Raw genomic sequence first — 19,008 nt, forward strand, 5'->3', positions numbered from 1 at the left:
TTAATATATTTTCTAATCGTTTTGCTCACACATGCTAACACTTATAAAACTCTTAAGAGTCTCCTCTACAATTTTCTTAATCTTCTCAGGAGATTTAGCACCAATAGTTTGCATATTATGTAGTTGGTCAAATAATTTAATCAATAAAACATCATTTTTCTTTTGTTGAAATAATATACTCAATGTTTCTGCTGCACTTATCTTTAACTATTTTCCGAAGTTAGGGGAAAAATACAAACTTAGAGGAGCTATTGAAAGATTCTTTGGAAAAATAAAAGAAAATCGGAGGCTTGCTGTCCGATATGAAAAAGATGATCTTTCTTTCCTCTCTTTTATCGCTCTTGCTGCTATTAAATTACACCTTTGTTAACAGTGTCTAGGAATTGCTTCGTCGGCTATGCCTTCTTGCAATGACATTCGGGACACATATATGCCTTCCTCGCAGTGACGCTTGGCAATCCAATTTTTACTCCCTAGAAATTCACTTTAACTTTCAAACTACCTTGGTGACCAATATATTTATTGGCAATGTTAGCGTTATAGGCAACGCTATATTCCATCATATTGTGTTTTGCAGCTAAACTAGTACCAACAGTGAAGAATATCTTAGCAGATTTAACTGATTTGGTTTGTAATGGTTCATTCATCCCACCTAACCTTGCCTCAATTATGGGTGATTTTCCTTTGAAGTCATAATTAACGTAGCCATGCAATTCTGGTATTAGCAGTAATTGGTCAAGTTGTATGTTTGTTGCAGTTCTTAGACCCAAAATACCTTCAAATTTATTGTACAACCTATTCTTAACAATTAGGTTTTGGCATGCTGTACCACTTTCCACATGATCGGCATCCATAAATTGTGAGTATCTTAGCCCAATTATTGGCGTAATGGTTAACTTTTCAGAAGGTTGGTGATTATACCCGGTAAGTAGTTGCCCACTATAAGAAGTAGATTTATATTTAGCAACAGCTGTACCTAGAGTAGTAACAGCTATCTTATCAGTTGGGAGTACACGTCCTTTCGAATTTTTAACATTAGTTATGCCATATGATGCTATCGCTTCAGCAAACCAATTAGCCGAGAATTTATATAAACCATATATGGAAAAGACATTAGTATTACCACTAGTTTTATCACCAATTTTCTGATCTTTATGAGACATTTTTGTGTTAATTTGGCTATAAGCTGCACCAATTAGCAAATTATCATTTATTAAACTGTCGAAGCCAACTATCCCACCAGCTGACTTTGATTTATAACCACTAACTCCTTTTCGCATTTTTTGGTCAGCAATACTATAAAATGGACTACCCCATACTCCATATAATATTACCTTATCATCATCACCCGATGCTACAGGAACCTGCATGTTTCCAGACCTTAAAGTAATTTGGTGGGTAGCTTGAAAAATTGCTTCACTTATTACATATGTTAAACTTTCTAGACCATCTTTCATTGAAGTTAAATTTTCATTACTAGACAATAGTTTCTCCATTGCCAATTGGGCATTATTTTTATCCATACAACCAAGGTCATTTCTAAACTTAGCAGCATCACAGTTAGGATCTGCCTCCGCTGCCTTCTCCAATTGCTTAATAAACTGCTTTTTTTCTTTAGGCTTATCAGTAAATTCTTTCTCTAAAACTTCCTTAGAAATGTCCTTTGCATGCAGGGTCAGATTGTTAGGATCAATAGTCCAACTGACAAAGCGGTTTTGTTCACTTATTGAATCTAAGGTAATTTTACTTGGATCCAAGGTACTAATACCATTACCATCAACTGACGAAATCAGAATATATTTAGTATCGTCAGAAATTTTGTTAACATCAGTCCGTCCTGCTATTGTTATGAGCAATTTGTCTAGTTGTGATAGATCCAGTTTACCATTACTCTGAATTTCTATATTACCACCTACCGATTTTGATGAGTCATAGAAACTGTGTAATTTTAGCTCTCCTGTCAGTTTGGTATTACCAGCATATTTTAATTGATTAGTTCCAAGATCTATTGTTAAATCTTTAGCTGCTAACTCACCAGTGATAGCTTGTTTTTCAGACAAGATAATTATCTTAGCTTGACTGGCTTCAATGTTAGAAAACGCAATATTTTTTTCTAATATTACATACTTATCTGGAGCAAAGGTTACAGAGGCGGCTGACTTTACTTCTTCTTTAAACCATACATTATCTGCTAATATCACCTGTCCACCATTAATTGGTGCGTTAATCAAGGCTGCATTATCAAATTTCATCTTGGATGAGTCTTCAGCATTTATCTCTTCCGAAACAATTTCTGTGCTATAGGTAAACTCCTTCAATAACCTTGGTATTCCTGGTATTGATATAGTTCTTGTATTAGTACCATCAAAACTTGCCATTTTATCAGCATTAATGGTTATTTTCTTGGAATAAACATCATCTTTCACCTTAGAATTACTATCAAAAGTTACATCAAGCAATCTAAGGGTATCTGATCCTAGATTACCATAAGCAACACTACCACTCGATTCAAATATTACTTTACTACTATCAGAAGTTGTAGTTAACACAGCAGCATAGAGATTACTGTTAGTAATGCTAATAGTCTGATCACCTTGTAATTTAATCTCTTTTAATCTGTTGCTATCTGAGCCAACATCACCTACAATGGCAAGATTTGCATTTAATGCTAGACTATGTAAACCATTGCCAGCTGTTGTAATGTTACTTATAATACTATTATCTTTTAAGATTAAAGTTGCATTTTGAGCACTAGAGAAGTGAACATTAACCGCTGAAAATGTTTGAATAGTTTCTACATTTGATCCGGCTATTTCTATAATATTAGCCCCTATTTGGCTATTAATGACAATATCTTTTTTGTTATTAAATTTAACTATACCTAGTCCATTAATATTGTTGGCATTGACATCTTTAGTAATCTCAACAGTTGCACCACCTAGTATACGGATATTTTTAGCATTGATGAGATCATCAAATGTGACAATACCAGCTTTGATTTGGATATTACCGACGGGATTCGTTTCTGTCCCGACAACACCGCTAATTCTGCTATTTCCCTCGAATATTAAACCAACTGCATGTCCACCAGTCAAGTTAATACCACCTGCTAAATTAAAACCACTAGCAAAAGTTAAGGTTCCCACGCCATTACCTTGGATTTCAGTAATGCCATAATCACCAGTGGCTAATTTTACATTACCATTACCAGCTTGTAATAGTTTTAACTTCTCAATTGGCTTGCTTACTTCTCCAGCCCCTGCAAACACTAAAGTTGCATTTTCACCCTTTTTGATAGTACCACCGATTGTCTTACTATCTGCCAGATTAACTGTACCTGCATGATTATTAAAATCTACATCACCTGTGACACCCTTATTGGCAGCTAATTGACCATTACCAGTAAAAACTACGCTACCAATTGAACCACCAACAGTACTATTGCCCCCATTAACAGTTACAATTCCTGTAACGTTACCAGTCGTAGTACCATCAGCAGCAAAACCCACATGACCAGTAACGTCACCTTTTAACTGCCCACCAGCAGTATGGAAAATCACAATACCAGTAACGTTACCATCTAACTTAGCACCCACAGCATCAAAAATCACACCACCATCAACGTTACCATTTAGCTGACCAGCAGCATTGAGAATCACACTACCATTAATACCGTTTGTTGTTACCGTACCAGCTATATCTGATATTATAGTATGAGCATATATGGTGGGAGCGATATTAATATTCCCATCACCAGAGAAATTTATCTTATTTAGCTTAAAATTAGCATCACCTAAACTAGCAACTCCTATTTTATTAATCGTCAACATTGTGTTAGCAACAGCAGAATTAAACTCAACTACACCTTCTTTATCATTAATTGGAACCAAATTATTTGCTAAAGTTATGGTCTTGTCATCATTATCACTATTCCGTAATATTAATTTAGCATCTGGATCCAAGAAATTAATTCGATGAGTGGCATCAGTTAAAATATGAAAATCACCATATTTGGCATCCAGTACATAAGTTGCTGGACCAGTAACAGCAGTACCAACACCACCAGCAGCACCAGTATAAGATTGTCCAATATCGATTTGACCAATCGCGGCTGAAGTACAACTCTCATCGGTAAATTCTGTAACAAATTCTGTATCATGAACAATGCTCAATTTCCCCGTGTTACTAATATCAAGTTTATTAGCATTATCTCCTTTGATGGTCACCTTACCAAAGGCTGCAATGTGTCCTAGCTTTTGAGTGTCTGCACCAAGAGCTTTGTTATCTTTAGATTGTACAGTTAAAGTAGCATCTCCGATACCACCCATCAATACTATTCCACCACCACCAACATGCCCTGGTAAGTCCTTCTCAAAGGTTATAATTCGATCCTGTCTTATAGTAAATAATTCTAATCTTGAGTTTGGATGCAAGAAATTAACTTCTGCATCAACATGAGTAAGGAGATGAACATTATTATCTGAGGCATTTATTGCTAGAACCTTAGCAGTAGAATCAACAACAGGGGGACCAACCTCACCGGGAATACCAATATTTATAATCTTAATATTACCAATATCTGCATTAGTAGCTACGAGGTTAGTCTGAACATTTAAAATACCATTATCACCATTAGCTATTGTTGCGTTGAAACTATGAGAATTAGCACCGTAAAATGTTAAAGTGCAAGCATTAGCAAAATAAACTTCACCTGTAAAATTACCACCAATTTTTACAGTTCTATTGGCAACAGCAAAGTAGAGCGTTTCAGTAGAAACATCTTGTTGTAAGTCAACATCACCACCATTAATATTAATAAATAATAAAGCATTATTCTCACCAATATTCCCAGTTACTGTAGCAGCTCCTGCGAAAGTTAATATTCCCTCACGATCAATATTTGTAGTGATATTACCAGTGAGTGATATATTTCCGGGATTACCAGCATAATCGTTAGCAGGTCGAATTACAAGAGTTGAGTCTGCTCCATTAAGGATTATGTTACCCAATGCAGTATAGGTATTTTCATGTGTAGTGAAACCATGCTTTGTATCTATAGCTTTAGTACCGGTTAAAGTTAAGGTTTTACCAGCTGCTATAGTTATAGGTAACACGTTTTTTATATTATCTTTTTGTGCTCTTTCACCTCTCACTATAGAACCGATTGATAAATTTTCATTAACCGTAAGCATGCCAGGTTTGTTGCCAACTAGATTGATAGCAGCAATTATATGATCATGTACATTAGCATCAAGTGTAACAGGAGCACTATAGAGAAATGCAGTGTTATCCCCAGGTGCCGCAGTATAATCTCCCACAGAATTACCATTCTTCTGTACTTTTTTCCAGTTCTTCTTATCTGCCGTATCTGATAACGCAATATCCTTCTTACTGAGCATCCTAAAACCATGGGTCGTAGCTACTCCAAAAGCAACATTGTTCCATCCCATACTTGCTATAACAGAGGCAACTGATACACTGGTCAGCAAATTTTTTAAGAATTTTTGTTTTTTAGCCATAGTTCTCCATTTTTATAAAAAAATAATTCGTTATTTCCAGAATGTTTATACCTGCATAGATACGCTAGTGTTTGGGTTAAATTGGAGAGATACAGTTATTATGTGGCATTAAGTCCTAGGACTTCAGGTCTAATGCCTGTGAGAACAACTCCAAAAAGGATATATGCATATAAACCTATTAGAAAAACTATCTCTAACAAAAGCGGTATCAGAGTATAAAAGTGATAGATATAGCAGGGTTTTAACACACAGAATCAGCTTGTTATACAATGTTGTTTGGTTAACTAAGCGGTTGTAAGAGTTTAAGGTATCTTGTAATTAATGTCGGGATAAGGATGTTGTGAATATGTAGATTAAAGTCAAGTTTTATTGAAGGTTTATGTTTTTTTAACGAATAGGTAGCAAGAGTAGATAATATATGGACAAAGGCATTTATCGAAGACCTATGTTTAGTGTGTTCAATATCCATTTTATTTTTTAGATAATCAAAAACTGTTTCAATTAAGCCGTGCCTTCGAAGTAATGCTTTTTCTTTTAAATCCATTAATTTATTTTCCATATTCTTCTTAATTCCATGAATCATTTTTAAGCCTCTTTCATATAAATTTAAGAACAAATTTTCTTGATATAACCTTTATCAGCAGCCATAATTCCAGTTAATCCTTTTGTTAATTATGGTACTGAAATCCTATTATCTGCGTTACCTTTGATCACTTATAGTGCCATAAAGTTTCCTTTATTGTTGATTGTCAAATATCAATTATGTTTAGTGATATATGCTTTATTCATAATACAAAAACCCTACTATATTCTTTCTACTATTGCAACCTTTTATTTATGATCAGTATACACGAATAACATGATTATTTGTGGAGTCTTGTGTTTTTTATGTTTCCAAGGGCTTTTTTTATTATTCTATTCAATCCAGTTTTTGTATAGGCAGAAACTGCAAAAATCTCCTCACTGGTAATTTTTTGTAATTTGGTAATTTTGTCTTGAACTTCTTCCTCTGACAAAATGTCGCACTTATTTAAACAGATTATTTCTGTCTTATTTTTTAATAAGTTTGAATATGATTCAAGCTCATTCCTAATAGTTTGATAATCAGCCAACAAATTATCACTTGTTGCTGATATCAGATGAATCAATAAATTACACCTCTCAATATGTTTTAGGAACTTATCACCAAGCCCATGTCCCAAATGGGCTCCTTCTATTAAACCTGGGATATCAGCTATCACAAATTCTTCATCATCTACGTAAACAACACCAAGATTTGGGCTTAGTGTGGTAAATGGATAATCAGCAATTTTAGGTTTTGCTGATGTCGTTGCTGCAAGAAAAGTGGACTTCCCTGCATTAGGTAAACCTATAAGACCAACATCTGAAAGTAGTTTGAGTTGTAAATTTATCCACATCTCTTCCCCGATGATACCTTCAGTTCTACGTCTCGGAGCTTGATTGATCGATGACTTAAAATGGCTATTACCAAGCCCTCCTTTTCCCCCTTTAATTATTTCAAAAATCTGTTCATCTGAAGTAAAATCATATAGTAGAACATCATTATGTTCTGAAAATATTTGTGTTCCAACTGGTACTTGTAGGACTAAAGCTGGTTTAGATTTACCAGTTCGGTTTGAACCTTTACCATTTTCACCGTTTTCTGCTTTAAAATGTAGTTTATACCTAAAATTTACTAAAGTATTAATATGAGAATTGCTCTTAAAAATAATGCTGCCACCACGACCACCATCTCCACCGTCAGGTCCTCCCATATCGATATATTTCTCTCGATGGAAGCTAACCGCTCCATCACCACCATTACCCGCTTTTAAATATATTTTAGCTTCATCGATAAAATTCATAATTTATTATTGTAAGTTATTAAAAGTTGAGTATTCCGACAGCGTCATAGCAATGACGTTGAAAGATATTGCAAGCTTCACAACCGTCATTGCAAGGAGACCATGAGGTCAACGAAGCAATCCATATGATAAGCTCCATAGATTGCCACGCTCACATACGTTCGCTCGCAATGACGTATGATCTATAACTCGTCATTGCGAGGAGATACTTTAGTAGCGACGAAGCAATCCATTTCTAATGAATGTGGATTGCCGCGACCACTACGTGGTCTCGCAATAACGTATAAGTATACTTTTCTGCTTTGAAGAGTATATACTAATTATAATGTACGCTAAGTGTTTTGTGAAAAATATTTTTATTATTTCTATAGCTAACCCGATTAGCATTACTTATATACGTTATTGCGAGGAGACCCTAAGGTCGACGAAGCAATCTATTACCGTATATTAAATCTATCATAGGTAATTTTATTATCTATCGATTCAATCAATGTATCAGAAAATTCTTGTACGAAATCCTGCCTGACCATACCAAGCTTTCTCTTAATCCATGATTGTTTATTAGCTACATATTTAATAGTTACATCCCCATATTTCTTTTTTATGAAACTATACATATCATCTATACCATCAATTAAACCAAAATCAACAGCAGTTTGTCCAGACCAGAATTCTCCATTAAATAAAATATCATCTTCTTGAGTTAATTTACCGACTCGACGTTCTTTAACATAATCTATAAAATGTTGATGAATCTGTTTTTGTAGATGCTTAATAATTTTAATATCTTCCTTTTGTACTGGTTGGAATGGATCAAGGATAGATTTATTCTTACCTTCTGCATAGACTCTCCTTTCTATACCAAGCTTATCGATAGCAGCGGGGAACCCAAAACCAGACGAAATAACTCCTATACTACCAATAACTGAACTCCTAGACGCATATATTTGATCACCAATGCAGGCAAGCCAATATCCACCAGATGCTGCTACATCTTCTACAAAACTATAAATGGGTATTTTCTTTTCCTGAGCTAACAACCTTATACGTTTACTAATCAGCTCAGATTGCACAGGTGAACCACCTGGAGAATTTATACTTAAACATAGGGCCTCAAGATTTTTGATTTGAAAAGCCTTGTCAATTAACTCATGTAGTGACTCAATAGTTATCCCTGATTTTATTGAGCTTACTTTACCGATAACTCCACTAAGGCGAAGAACCGCAACCACTGGCTTCGATGCCCCAGAACCTATTATAGGTAACAAGGAAAATAATTGTTCTAACTTACCTACTTGACGTTTAGCAATTACCTGTTCAAATTTCGTGTCAGCAATTGAATTTTTATTATGTGCTTTATGCATTGGTTACTCCTTTTTTGTTTCTTCAGAAGCATTATGATCTTCCTTTATGTTTTGTTGTACTTCTAGTTTTTTATCTTTCTGTTCTTTAGGTGCTAACTGTTTATTAACCGGTTGATTAATCGTTTGTTCACGGTAACTATTCTTGGGTTCTGGATGATTCCCAGGAATATTTGACAAAATAATATTCCGAATTTCTGTATCGTACCAATTAATAATACCAACAAAACTTACTAACATTTTTCCATCTGGGCTAATTAGAACAGCAGTTGGTATACCAACTATTGAAAGAGCTTTAAATAATTGATTCCTAAAATCATGATAGATTGGTAAATATCTTATATCATAATTTTTATAATATTTTTGTATAACCTCTATGCCTTGGTAGTCTTGTGATACAGGAATTATAGCAAATGGTAGCTTTCTAAAATCTTTTTGCAATATATCTAAATCTGGCATTTCCTTAACACAAGATGCACACCATGTTGCCCAGAATACCAATAATATCGTTTTTCCTTCAAAATTATCAAGAGAATATTTTTCACCTTTATCATCGAAAAAAAATACCGTATCTGGAACGGGAGATGAATCAAGCATTTTTACGCCTGACTTGCTATAATCTAATGCAAAACTATTAGTGATGCACAATAAGTATGCTACAATCAAAAAAAACAGTTTACTATATTTTTTAATATACCTATAAACAATAGAATTATTGCCAACTAATTTATTAATTATCATGAAAAACAATATTTTTTTACCTCTAATATTATTAAGCTGCTTAATTTTAACTTCTTGTGGACTAAAAAAGCCATTAGAAAAGCCCATTGTAGAAGATTGCTGCGGATGTAAATAATCCAACCGTTAATATCTTTTGAATGTTCGTCCTGGCATCACAACCTTAAACTCATAAGTTTTGATGCCACTATGAACACTAGTCAGAACATGGCTAACTTCTCCGCAATTATCTAAATCAACCATTGAGTTAGATAAATATAACTTAGTCTGTAATTGTCCAAGATCCAAATGCTCAACTCTAATGTTTACATTAGCAGTTTCACGACCAATTTTACTAGGGTATATAGTAACAAAATAGAATTCCCCTTTATTATTGGTAGTAGCCGTACCAGAGCCGGTAAAACTTGATTGACTTCCAAGATTTAGCATTTTCTTATTGATACGAGTACGAAGTGGTATATAGGGATATTTTCCATCACTTCCAACCTGCCATAAATATATTTTTGCATCTGATACTGGAACGCAATGCTGGTCTAACAATATACCCTTCACTATAATTTTTGTACCACGATAGACCGATTGTTGACCTGTGCTTCTAAGTAAGTTATTGGATGATTGAAACTCTAGCGGTTCATAATCATTTATTGTACTCTTAGTAATCTTACAGCAATTAAGCCTATTAGGATAATAGTTAGGTTCACTTGCTGTAGCAATAGTAGAACACAAACAGATTAGAAATAATAACTTTTTCATGTTTTGCCTACATTAATTATCTGGGTTGTTTTGTTGCCACTAAAGCGACCCAGTTGTCGAAAGTTAGAAGAAGAGGTTTTAGAGGTTATCATGGCAGTTTAAAAGTTACGGAAAAATAACCGTGTCATTGCGAGGAGGCATGAGCCAACGAAGCAATCCATTTTGGTTGCTTTTATGGATTGCTTCGTCGACCTACGGTCTTCCTCGCAATGACGTTGACCCCATACGACTTTTCAACTCCTCTGTCTAAACCCGCTTCCTCTTCTAGCTTTCGATGGTTGTGCTAAAATGGCTCCTCGCCTAATAGATACCAGTTTGTTATGGTAAATACTAATCGAGTTAACTATATATCAATTCAAAATATTTGTGATAATAATTTTTCAAAAATTTTAGTAAAATCACTTGTATTACCTAAAATTTTTATATACACTTTTAAATATGATGATAGATGTTTCTATATTTAATTATAAAAATAGTTGTTTTCATAATATAATTAATTATTAATATTAAATATAAGGAGGATGTTATGAGTAAAGATAAGTTTACAAATATCTTAGGAATACCGCTGAGGGTTAAAGACTCACAACCTACTGTATACACAAACAATTGTTGGGGTAACATAGATTATTCGCCATTAGCTCCTACTGATAAGCTTAACGTTAAAATCTCCCCTGGATGGCGGGAGTTTTAACTGCTGGTACTATTACTGCTGCAACCAATCCGGTAGCTGCTGGCCAATTCTTAATCAGAGCTGCACCGGCGGCTATGGTAGTTGATGCATGTAAAGGAGAACCTTCTTTTAGTGTATCAATAACAGGTCACCATGGGGATACGTTTGGTCATTTAGATTTTCCTCACTAATAATTAATCTAAATTCTATATAACTTGTTATATAGAATTTAGGTGTATAATATAGAAATAATTAGACGTCATTGCAAGAAGTTGCTTTGCGGCAACGAAGCAATCCAAAAAGTGACCAAAAATGGATTGCATCAATGCTACTAAAGTAGCTTCTCGCAATGACATAGTAATGTTAGTCAAGTTAGCTATAAGAACCGTTTCAAGTATATATTTTATTTAGTGCTTATGTCGAATGTTGAGGTTAATTATGTTTAAGTGGGATCAATATCTGTTATATGTAATCAGGGGAACGTTGTATATGACTATCATGCTTCGAGTAATAACATATCTAATTGAAAATAATATAGGTGTTTATGAAATTTTCTTTATTAAATATTCATTATGCCATACCATTCCCCTACTATTTTTTGGGTTTATTGATTATTACTATAAGTATAAAAACAAAAAACTTTGACAACTATATGTGAGCGTTCACGGTTTTTTTGCTATTTTCTTATGATAGATAAAAAATCTGCTCGCCAAGCATCATTGCAAGGAGCTACTTCAGTAGCGACGAAGCAATCTAAAAAACTAACCCAAAATGGATTGCATCAATGCTACTAAAGTAGCTTCTCGTAATGACGTAGTAATGTTAGTCAGGTTAGCTATAAGAACCGTTTCAAGTATATATTTTATTTAGTGCTTATGTCGAATGTTGAGGTTAATTATGTTTAAGTGGGATCCTAAAGATATGTTATATGTAATCAGGGAAACGTTGCATATGACTATTATGCTTCGAGTGATAATCTACCTAATTGAGCATAATATAGGTTTTTATGAGATTTTCTTTAGTAAAGATGCATTATACAGTACCATTCTTTGGCTGTTTTTTGGGTTTATTTTTACTGCAATTCAGCATTACTGGTGTAAATGTTACTGGTATAAAAATAAAAAACTTTGACAACTATATTGATAGCAGTTGTTGGGTATAGCTAATATGTCTAGCATTACTACGTCATTGCGAGGAGCCGCTTTGCGGCGACGCGGCAATCCAAAAAATTTATCTTTCTAAACAATCCCTTAAACTTTGCCAAGAAATTATAAATCATTGTTAGTAATTATGAGGTCAAATAAAGTATCACCGACAACTTTATGCAACAATACGGTTGGATGAAAAGAATCAAAAAATAGATAGTTGCAAATCTTGTACTTACTACATGGGAAATTATAGGTAACTCTTAATTCTCCTGTTAATACTAACTCTAGTAACAGCATAGTATTACGCTTATTAGCTATATCCCATACACAAGGTTGAGATATATTGTTGCCTTTCTGTTTGTAATCAGCACGTACATTTTGAAATATATTCCTAATGTCTAGTAGTTTTATATTAACTCCATGGTGTTTTGTTTCAAACTCTCTATTCCATTATTTAATTTTAGATTAAAATCTTGTGTTAAATTTGTGGCTAATATCTGTTTATTGGTGTCAACAAAATATGGAGTTGTTCCAATATCTGGGACATTAGATACTACTATATGCTTGACCTTTTTTGTTACTAAAAGATTAATATCATTAAATATTTCATTAATACTCTCATCAATTATTTTAGTGGGAGCTTCATCAACCACAGCAGCTTTAATATCATTCCCACCAATTATAATTATAAACAGGTCATCTGCTCCAATATTAGGATGATGTTTAATAAGGGCATTAAGTTGATTTTTCAGTTGGAATTGGTTAAACAATAAGGTATATGGCAACGATTTACCAACAGACGCCATGGAATTTCCAACAGCATAATTGTTTCCAATTTTATCATATGTAGCAAGAACATGAGCCATATTTTTTGTGCGTGCTCCTTGTAGAATATCTTCGATCAATATGGATGATTCTTTGGCCTTTTGTTCTGCGATCCATTGTTTAAGTTCTGGGGTTATGTTGAAGCTCCACCCAGGTGTCATCGGTAAACCTAGACCCTTAGCCACATACTCAACAGCCATTGGACCATTACTAAAGGATCTTTCATTGTAAAATGGTGGAGAAAAATAGATATTATCAATCCACCTTAAAGTATCAAATTCTTGTTTTACAAAACTTAACATATTGTTAAATACTCCAATAATCGCCCCAGTATCAGATAGACTATCCCCCAAAACATAAAATGCCCTATATTGTGTATTTATATAAGGTTGAGGTGAAAAACCAATTTGTTTAAATAACAAATCTGGAGTACAGTTTTTACAAGTGTTACTACAGCTAGTCAGTAATGCTGATAATAATGACAGCAAAATAAACTGGTTTATTGACTTCATGACAATACAATGTAATTTATTGTTTTATGTAAAATATTTTAAATCAAGAAGTTAAACAACAAATATTTTATTAGGAAAGGCTATTACAATTACTTTAGTTCCATAATAAGAATTGCCGTTAAAGAACACAGGGCTATCTTTACATCATGTGGTTCCTATGATACACTGACAGCAAATTGTCTAAAACAAACAACAAATGGTTATAAAAATATATAATTTATGAAAGAACATTTTAAAAGAACAATTATTGGGATAATGTCAAGCTTATTATTTTGTCCAACTTTGGCAATTGCTAGAGATTTAAACTATCCAGAAAGTGAACAAGAAAGACAGATGGAGGAAATGGGTTCGATAGTTGGCGGAGAAGGTTTGATATTTAGACCGGGCAGAATCAAGAATGAATCTACCAAAACGGAGATAGGTAACATCAATAAATATTTATGGCAGGCTTCTATAGAAACATTAAGTTTTGTACCTCTTGCTTCAAGCGATTCAATTGGTGGAGTTATTATTACTGAGTGGTATAGTCCAAAAGGAAAATCAGATTTTCGATTTAAAATAAATATTTTTATAAAGGATAACGTTATTAGTCCGGATGCAATTCAAGTAAGAATATTTGAACAAACACTTAAAAATGGTAACTGGCTAGACAATCATACTGTCCCAGACCTAGTTAATAACATAGAAGATAAAATTTTACGAAAAGCTAGAGAATTATATATTAGTGCAGGGAAAAAATAATGTTATACTCTTGTTATAAATGCCAGGACAGTTAAAAGTCTCAGAAAAAATAGTCTAAAAATCCAAGGCGTCATTGCGAGCGAACGTATGTGAGCGTGGCAATCCATTTTTAATAACTTTTTGGATTGCTTTGTCGACCTAAGCTCTTCTTCGCTAATAGACATCGGTTGTTTTTCTTATGACTTTTAAATTGTCATGATAAAATACTAATAACTAACGTGTAAATTATGAAAAATATTGAGAAAAAATGGCAAAGAATTTGGCTTGAAGAAAAAGCTTTTGCCGCAAAAGACAACAGCGATAAGCCTAAATATTACGTACTTGAAATGTTACCTTATCCTTCTGGGAAAATTCATGTTGGACATTTACGTAACTATTCTATTGGAGATTGTATCGCTCGTTTTATGAAATCACGAGGCTATAACGTATTGCATCCCATGGGTTGGGATGCTTTCGGTTTGCCAGCAGAAAATGCTGCCATTAATAATAACTCTAATCCTAAAGACTGGACTTATTCAAATATCGCAACTATGCGAGATCAGCTAAAATCAATTGGCTTTTCATATGATTGGTCGAGAGAAATAACAACTTGTGATCCAGATTATTATAAGCATGAACAAAAATTCTTTTTAGAACTTTATAATAGAGGTTTAGCCTATCAAAAAGAATCTTTAGTAAATTGGGATCCTGTTGATAATACTGTTTTAGCTAATGAACAAGTAGTAGATGGTCGTGGATGGCGTTCAGGTGCTTTAGTTGAAAAAAAATATTTAAAACAATGGTTTTTAAAAATTACTAATTACGCTGAAGAGCTATTAAATGAAATTTTGAAACTGGAATTTTGGCCTGATTCTGTTAAATCTATGCAGGAAAAATGGATAGGTAAATCGGAAGGAGCAAATTTTACTTTTAAAATTAAAGATCATCAAGCTAATATAGAAGTGTTCTCTACTCGACCAGAAACTATTTTTGGAGCAAGTTTTGTTGCAATAGCCTATAATCACCCAATAATTGGGCAATTGGTGAATAAAAATAACGATATGGTGTTGTTTATTGAAAAATGTTCACAATTACACACTAATGCTGCAGTAGATAAAGCTGAAAAAGAAGGGGTGTATACTAACCTTTTTGCCATTCACCCATTTGATTCGACAATTATTATTCCTGTCATAATAACAAATTTCGTACTAATGGATTATGGTACTGGGGCGGTTTTTGGATGTCCAGCTCATGATGAAAGAGATCATGCATTAGCAAAGAAAATGGGCTTGCCAATAAAGCAGGTAGTAATTAACAAAGATGTTCAAATGGACGTATACTCGGAGCCTTACACGGGTGATGGTATGATGATCAACTCAGACTTTTTGAATGATCTTGCTGTTCAGGATGCTAAACAAAAATCTATAGAAGAATTTGAAAAACGTGGTTTAGGAAAACGTACTATTAACTACCGTCTGAAGGATTGGGGAGTGTCTAGACAAAGATATTGGGGCTGTCCTATCCCAATAATATATTGCTCAGTTTGTGGAACTGTGCCAGTAGCTGAAAAAGACTTACCAATAACTCTACCAAGCGATGTTACATTTTATGGAAATGGCAACCCTCTTGATTTGCATCCTACTTGGAAAGATACTAATTGCCCAAAATGCCAAAAACAAGCTATTCGAGAGACTGATACGTTAGATACATTCTTTGAGTCTTCTTGGTATTTCACCCGTTATTGTAACGTGGCAGCAAAAGATATAACCGATAAGCAAGCATGTAATTATTGGTTACCTGTTGATCAGTATATTGGTGGAATTGAACATGCAGTAATGCATCTTCTTTATTCCAGATTTTTTACCAAAGTAATGAACGAACAAGATTATCTTAGTATTCGCGAACCTTTTAATAATTTGCTAACTCAGGGTATGGTTCTACATGCTACTTATAAAGATGCTAATAATAATTGGCTTTACCCAGATGAGGTAATAAAACAGTCTGATAAGTGGATTAATAAAAATACTGGAGAAGAAGTAGTTCAAGGACGAATAGAAAAAATGAGTAAATCCAAAAAGAATGTCATGGATTTAGAATCAATATTGACCAACCATAGTGCTGATGCTATTAGGCTATTTGTCCTCTCCGATAGTCCGCCAGAGAAAGATTTTGAATGGTCGGCAAATGGTCTTGAAGGCTGTTCTCGTTTTATTAGTAAGCTAGAAAATATGGCAGAAATACTAATTAATAGTGAAATAACGGAAGGTTCTAGTAATAAATCAAATAAATTAACAAAGCTTACCCACTACACTATTAAACATGTTACCGAAGAGTTAAAGGATTTTAAGCTAAATAAAGCCATAGCAAGAATGCGGGAACTATTTAATGCTTTGTCAGATGAAATATCTAAGGGCAAGGAAGGCAATATTGATATAGTCAATTCATCAATTGACTATAGTGTTAAAGAGGGGTTTAGAGTCTTGGTTATGTTACTTAACCCATTTATTCCACATATTACAGAGGAAATTTGGCAAAAATTAGGTAGTAAGGAAAGATTATATCAAACTTCCTGGCCTTCTTTCGATGAATCATTGCTGGAGCTAGAATCTTATACCATGGCTATCCAAGTTAATGGCAAACTGAGAGCTACACAAGAATTTGCCAACGTAACGAGCAATATTGAGATTCAGAATATGGTAATGCAATTACCCGAGATACAAAAACATTTAAACGGCAAAGAGCCTAAGAAAATTATCATAATACCCTCGAAAATAGTAAATATCGTGGTGTGAATAAAAAATAACTATTGAATGAAAGACAATGTCAATAAAAGATGCTACAGTTAAAACAGCAAAGCAAAAAAAATATGCGTCAAATATTACTCTTGTTTCATTATTTGCTGGTGCAGGTGGTATAGATATTGGTTTTGAAAAAGCTGGGTTTAAGACAATTTGGGCAAACGAATATGATAAAACAATTGCTCCTTCTTATCAAAACTACTTTCCTGAATCAAAGTTTGACGGGCGTTCTATTTTGGATATTCCAGATGAAGATATTCCAGACGATGCAATAGGTGTTATTGGTGGTCCGCCATGTCAATCGTGGTCAGAAGCTGGGGCTAGGCGTGGGTTTGACGATCTAAGGGGGCAATTATTTCACGAATATATCCGGGTTATTAGACATGTGAAGCCAAAGTTTTGTGTTGCAGAAAATGTTCATGGAATAATTCATTCAAGAAATATTGAATCCTTTATGAATATCATAGATATGTTCAAAAAAGAAGACTATGAAGTTAGTTGGAAGTTGTTAAAAGCAAGTGATTATGGCGTAGCCCAAGATCGTGAACGTGTTTTTATAGTTGGCTATCACAAATCTTTGAACAAAAAATTTGAGTTTCCTAAACCTTTGGGAACCAAAATTACTTTAAAACAGGTGATAGGTGATCTAGCTAATCTAAAAGTTGGAACAACCAAAAAAGTTAAGAATCATGAGCTAATTGATTCGGGCTATTCTCCAATTTTTATGTCAAGAAATCGAGTGCGAGGTTGGGATGAACAATCATTTACTATTTTGGCAACAGATAGGCATATTCCATTTCACCCACAAGCTCCTAAAATGATAAAAATTGATGGACAAGAATTAAGAAAATTCGCTCCTGGTTATGAAAATAAATATCGAAGATTAACCGTTCGAGAATGTGCCAGAATTCAAGCATTCCCAGATGATTATGAGTTCATTTATACCAATATCAGAAACGGCTATAAAATGATTGGCAATGCTGTGCCAGTAAATTTGGCGTACTGGGTAGCCAAAACAATTAGAGAAGATTTGGAGGGCTAATGGCTACACAAACAAACAATGGCAGAGCTTTCGAGTGGGCGGTAGGCTTAGTACTTAAATTACAAACAAATATGTCAATTGAAGAAAATGTCTACTCAGAAATTAATGAAAAAGCATTCTATAAAATAGCAGATAAGGAAAAATCTAATTTGCTAAATGCAGCTACTATTGCCATTGAGCATATTCTGTTGAAAGAAAAGACCTTCTTTGAATCTGGTAACGATGGATTAATTTCATTTAATAGTGATATTGCAGGTAAGCAGGGTGATGTACGTGATGTATTGATAACAATAAATGGCAAAACATTCGGCATATCTTGTAAAAATAATCACAAAGCCTTAAAACACCCAAGATTATCAAGAACAGCTAACTTTATTAAAGAATGGGGTATTGATGATTCGGGTTGTAGTGATGAATATTGGATCACTGCCACAGCAATCTTTGATGAGTTAACTAAAATTAAAAATGATTCTAATGGAACTGCGTTATGGAGGGATGTTATTGATAAACCATCTCGCTTTTATTGGCCAATATTGGATGCATGGATCAATGAAATAAGTAGGGTGTGTGCCATCAGCGAGACAAAAGAAATTGAACTTTGTAAGACAATTATATCTTTTATCATGGGACGTTTTGATTTTTACAAAATTATTAGAGAAGGAAAAAAACGGATTATTGTGCAAGGGTTTAATTTGAATAATACCTTATCTACCAAGCGTACAAAGCATCCAACATGTATTAATACAATAAACAATAAGAATGGTGGTCAATATTCAAAAACCATCGTATTTAACCGTGGTTATAGCATTAACTTTAGAATCCACAATGCAGAAAGCAAAGTAATTCCATCTCTTAAATTTGATATAACTGCTATTGGTTTGCCAGCAAATGAGATTTATCAGCAAACCTTTGATTTATAATTATATTACAGGAGAATTTTGGCAAAAAAGAAAGATTATCATAATACCCTTGAAAATAGTAAATATCGTGGTGTGAGACTATTAAGTTACAAATATAATGAATAATCAAAAGTTTTACAACCAAACTTTTAAATTAT

At 33.8% G+C, this 19,008-nt stretch carries 15 protein-coding genes; 7 read left to right on the forward strand and 8 right to left on the reverse strand.

What is annotated here, in order from left to right:
• Window positions 1-12: 12 nt before the first annotated feature.
• From AAGD42_RS04350 to AAGD42_RS04380, 7 genes are all read right to left on the reverse strand, one after another.
• Window positions 13-183: a hypothetical protein gene (locus tag AAGD42_RS04350; protein ID WP_341752378.1), complete on the reverse strand. Its 171-nt coding sequence runs from the start codon at window positions 181-183 to the stop codon at window positions 13-15.
• A 290-nt stretch (window positions 184-473) separates the two neighbouring features.
• Window positions 474-5,519, reverse strand: a complete 5,046-nt coding sequence (locus AAGD42_RS04355; protein WP_341752379.1) for an autotransporter domain-containing protein — start codon at window positions 5,517-5,519, stop codon at window positions 474-476.
• 280 nt (window positions 5,520-5,799) lie between these two features.
• Window positions 5,800-6,135 carry a transposase gene (locus tag AAGD42_RS04360; protein WP_341760711.1) on the reverse strand — a complete coding sequence of 112 codons (336 nt, stop codon included), beginning with the start codon at window positions 6,133-6,135 and terminating at the stop codon, window positions 5,800-5,802.
• Window positions 6,136-6,382: 247 nt separating this feature from the next.
• Window positions 6,383-7,384, reverse strand: a complete 1,002-nt coding sequence (gene obgE, locus AAGD42_RS04365) for a GTPase ObgE (RefSeq protein WP_341750773.1) — start codon at window positions 7,382-7,384, stop codon at window positions 6,383-6,385.
• 437 nt (window positions 7,385-7,821) lie between these two features.
• Window positions 7,822-8,748: a S49 family peptidase gene (locus tag AAGD42_RS04370; protein ID WP_341752381.1), complete on the reverse strand. Its 927-nt coding sequence runs from the start codon at window positions 8,746-8,748 to the stop codon at window positions 7,822-7,824.
• Between the two features lie 3 nt (window positions 8,749-8,751).
• Entirely contained in the window at window positions 8,752-9,486 is a 735-nt protein-coding gene (locus AAGD42_RS04375) for a TlpA disulfide reductase family protein (protein WP_341753392.1), read from the reverse strand.
• A 123-nt stretch (window positions 9,487-9,609) separates the two neighbouring features.
• On the reverse strand, window positions 9,610-10,236 hold the full coding sequence (locus AAGD42_RS04380) for a dioxygenase (protein WP_341752382.1): 627 nt from the start codon (window positions 10,234-10,236) through the stop codon (window positions 9,610-9,612).
• 526 nt (window positions 10,237-10,762) lie between these two features.
• Here AAGD42_RS04380 and AAGD42_RS04385 point away from each other — a divergent pair.
• From AAGD42_RS04385 to AAGD42_RS04395, 3 genes are all read left to right on the forward strand, one after another.
• Window positions 10,763-10,927, forward strand: a complete 165-nt coding sequence (locus AAGD42_RS04385; protein ID WP_341752383.1) for a hypothetical protein — start codon at window positions 10,763-10,765, stop codon at window positions 10,925-10,927.
• On the forward strand, window positions 10,912-11,097 hold the full coding sequence (locus AAGD42_RS04390) for a hypothetical protein (protein WP_341752384.1): 186 nt from the start codon (window positions 10,912-10,914) through the stop codon (window positions 11,095-11,097). The genes AAGD42_RS04385 and AAGD42_RS04390 overlap by 16 nt, the downstream gene beginning before the upstream one ends.
• Window positions 11,098-11,912: 815 nt before the next feature.
• Complete coding sequence (locus AAGD42_RS04395; protein WP_341752385.1) at window positions 11,913-12,068, forward strand: hypothetical protein; 156 nt, start codon at window positions 11,913-11,915, stop codon at window positions 12,066-12,068.
• Window positions 12,069-12,461: 393 nt separating this feature from the next.
• Here the strand turns inward: AAGD42_RS04395 and AAGD42_RS04400 are convergent, their stop codons facing one another.
• Complete coding sequence (locus AAGD42_RS04400) at window positions 12,462-13,391, reverse strand: SGNH/GDSL hydrolase family protein (protein ID WP_341752386.1); 930 nt, start codon at window positions 13,389-13,391, stop codon at window positions 12,462-12,464.
• A gap of 219 nt (window positions 13,392-13,610) precedes the next feature.
• Here AAGD42_RS04400 and AAGD42_RS04405 point away from each other — a divergent pair, with 219 nt between their 5' ends.
• The 4 genes from AAGD42_RS04405 (at window position 13,611) to AAGD42_RS04420 (ending at window position 18,871) form a co-directional block, all read left to right on the forward strand.
• Window positions 13,611-14,132: a DUF3576 domain-containing protein gene (locus AAGD42_RS04405; RefSeq protein ID WP_410520922.1), complete on the forward strand. Its 522-nt coding sequence runs from the start codon at window positions 13,611-13,613 to the stop codon at window positions 14,130-14,132.
• Window positions 14,133-14,359: 227 nt separating this feature from the next.
• The gene (gene leuS, locus AAGD42_RS04410; protein WP_341752387.1) at window positions 14,360-16,903 is read left to right on the forward strand and encodes a leucine--tRNA ligase; all 2,544 of its coding nucleotides are present in this window, start codon (window positions 14,360-14,362) and stop codon (window positions 16,901-16,903) included.
• Between the two features lie 28 nt (window positions 16,904-16,931).
• Window positions 16,932-17,951 (forward strand): DNA cytosine methyltransferase, encoded by a 1,020-nt coding sequence (locus AAGD42_RS04415; RefSeq protein ID WP_341752388.1) that lies wholly within the window; start codon window positions 16,932-16,934, stop codon window positions 17,949-17,951.
• A complete protein-coding gene (locus tag AAGD42_RS04420) occupies window positions 17,951-18,871 on the forward strand; it encodes a HaeIII family restriction endonuclease (RefSeq protein ID WP_341752389.1) in 921 nt (306 codons plus the stop codon). Before AAGD42_RS04415 ends, AAGD42_RS04420 begins: the two co-directional genes overlap by 1 nt.
• Window positions 18,872-19,008: the final 137 nt, after the last annotated feature.

Origin of the sequence: Candidatus Tisiphia endosymbiont of Dioctria linearis (genome assembly GCF_964026545.1) — a bacterium.
In the GTDB taxonomy this organism is placed as follows: Bacteria; Pseudomonadota; Alphaproteobacteria; order Rickettsiales; family Rickettsiaceae; genus Tisiphia.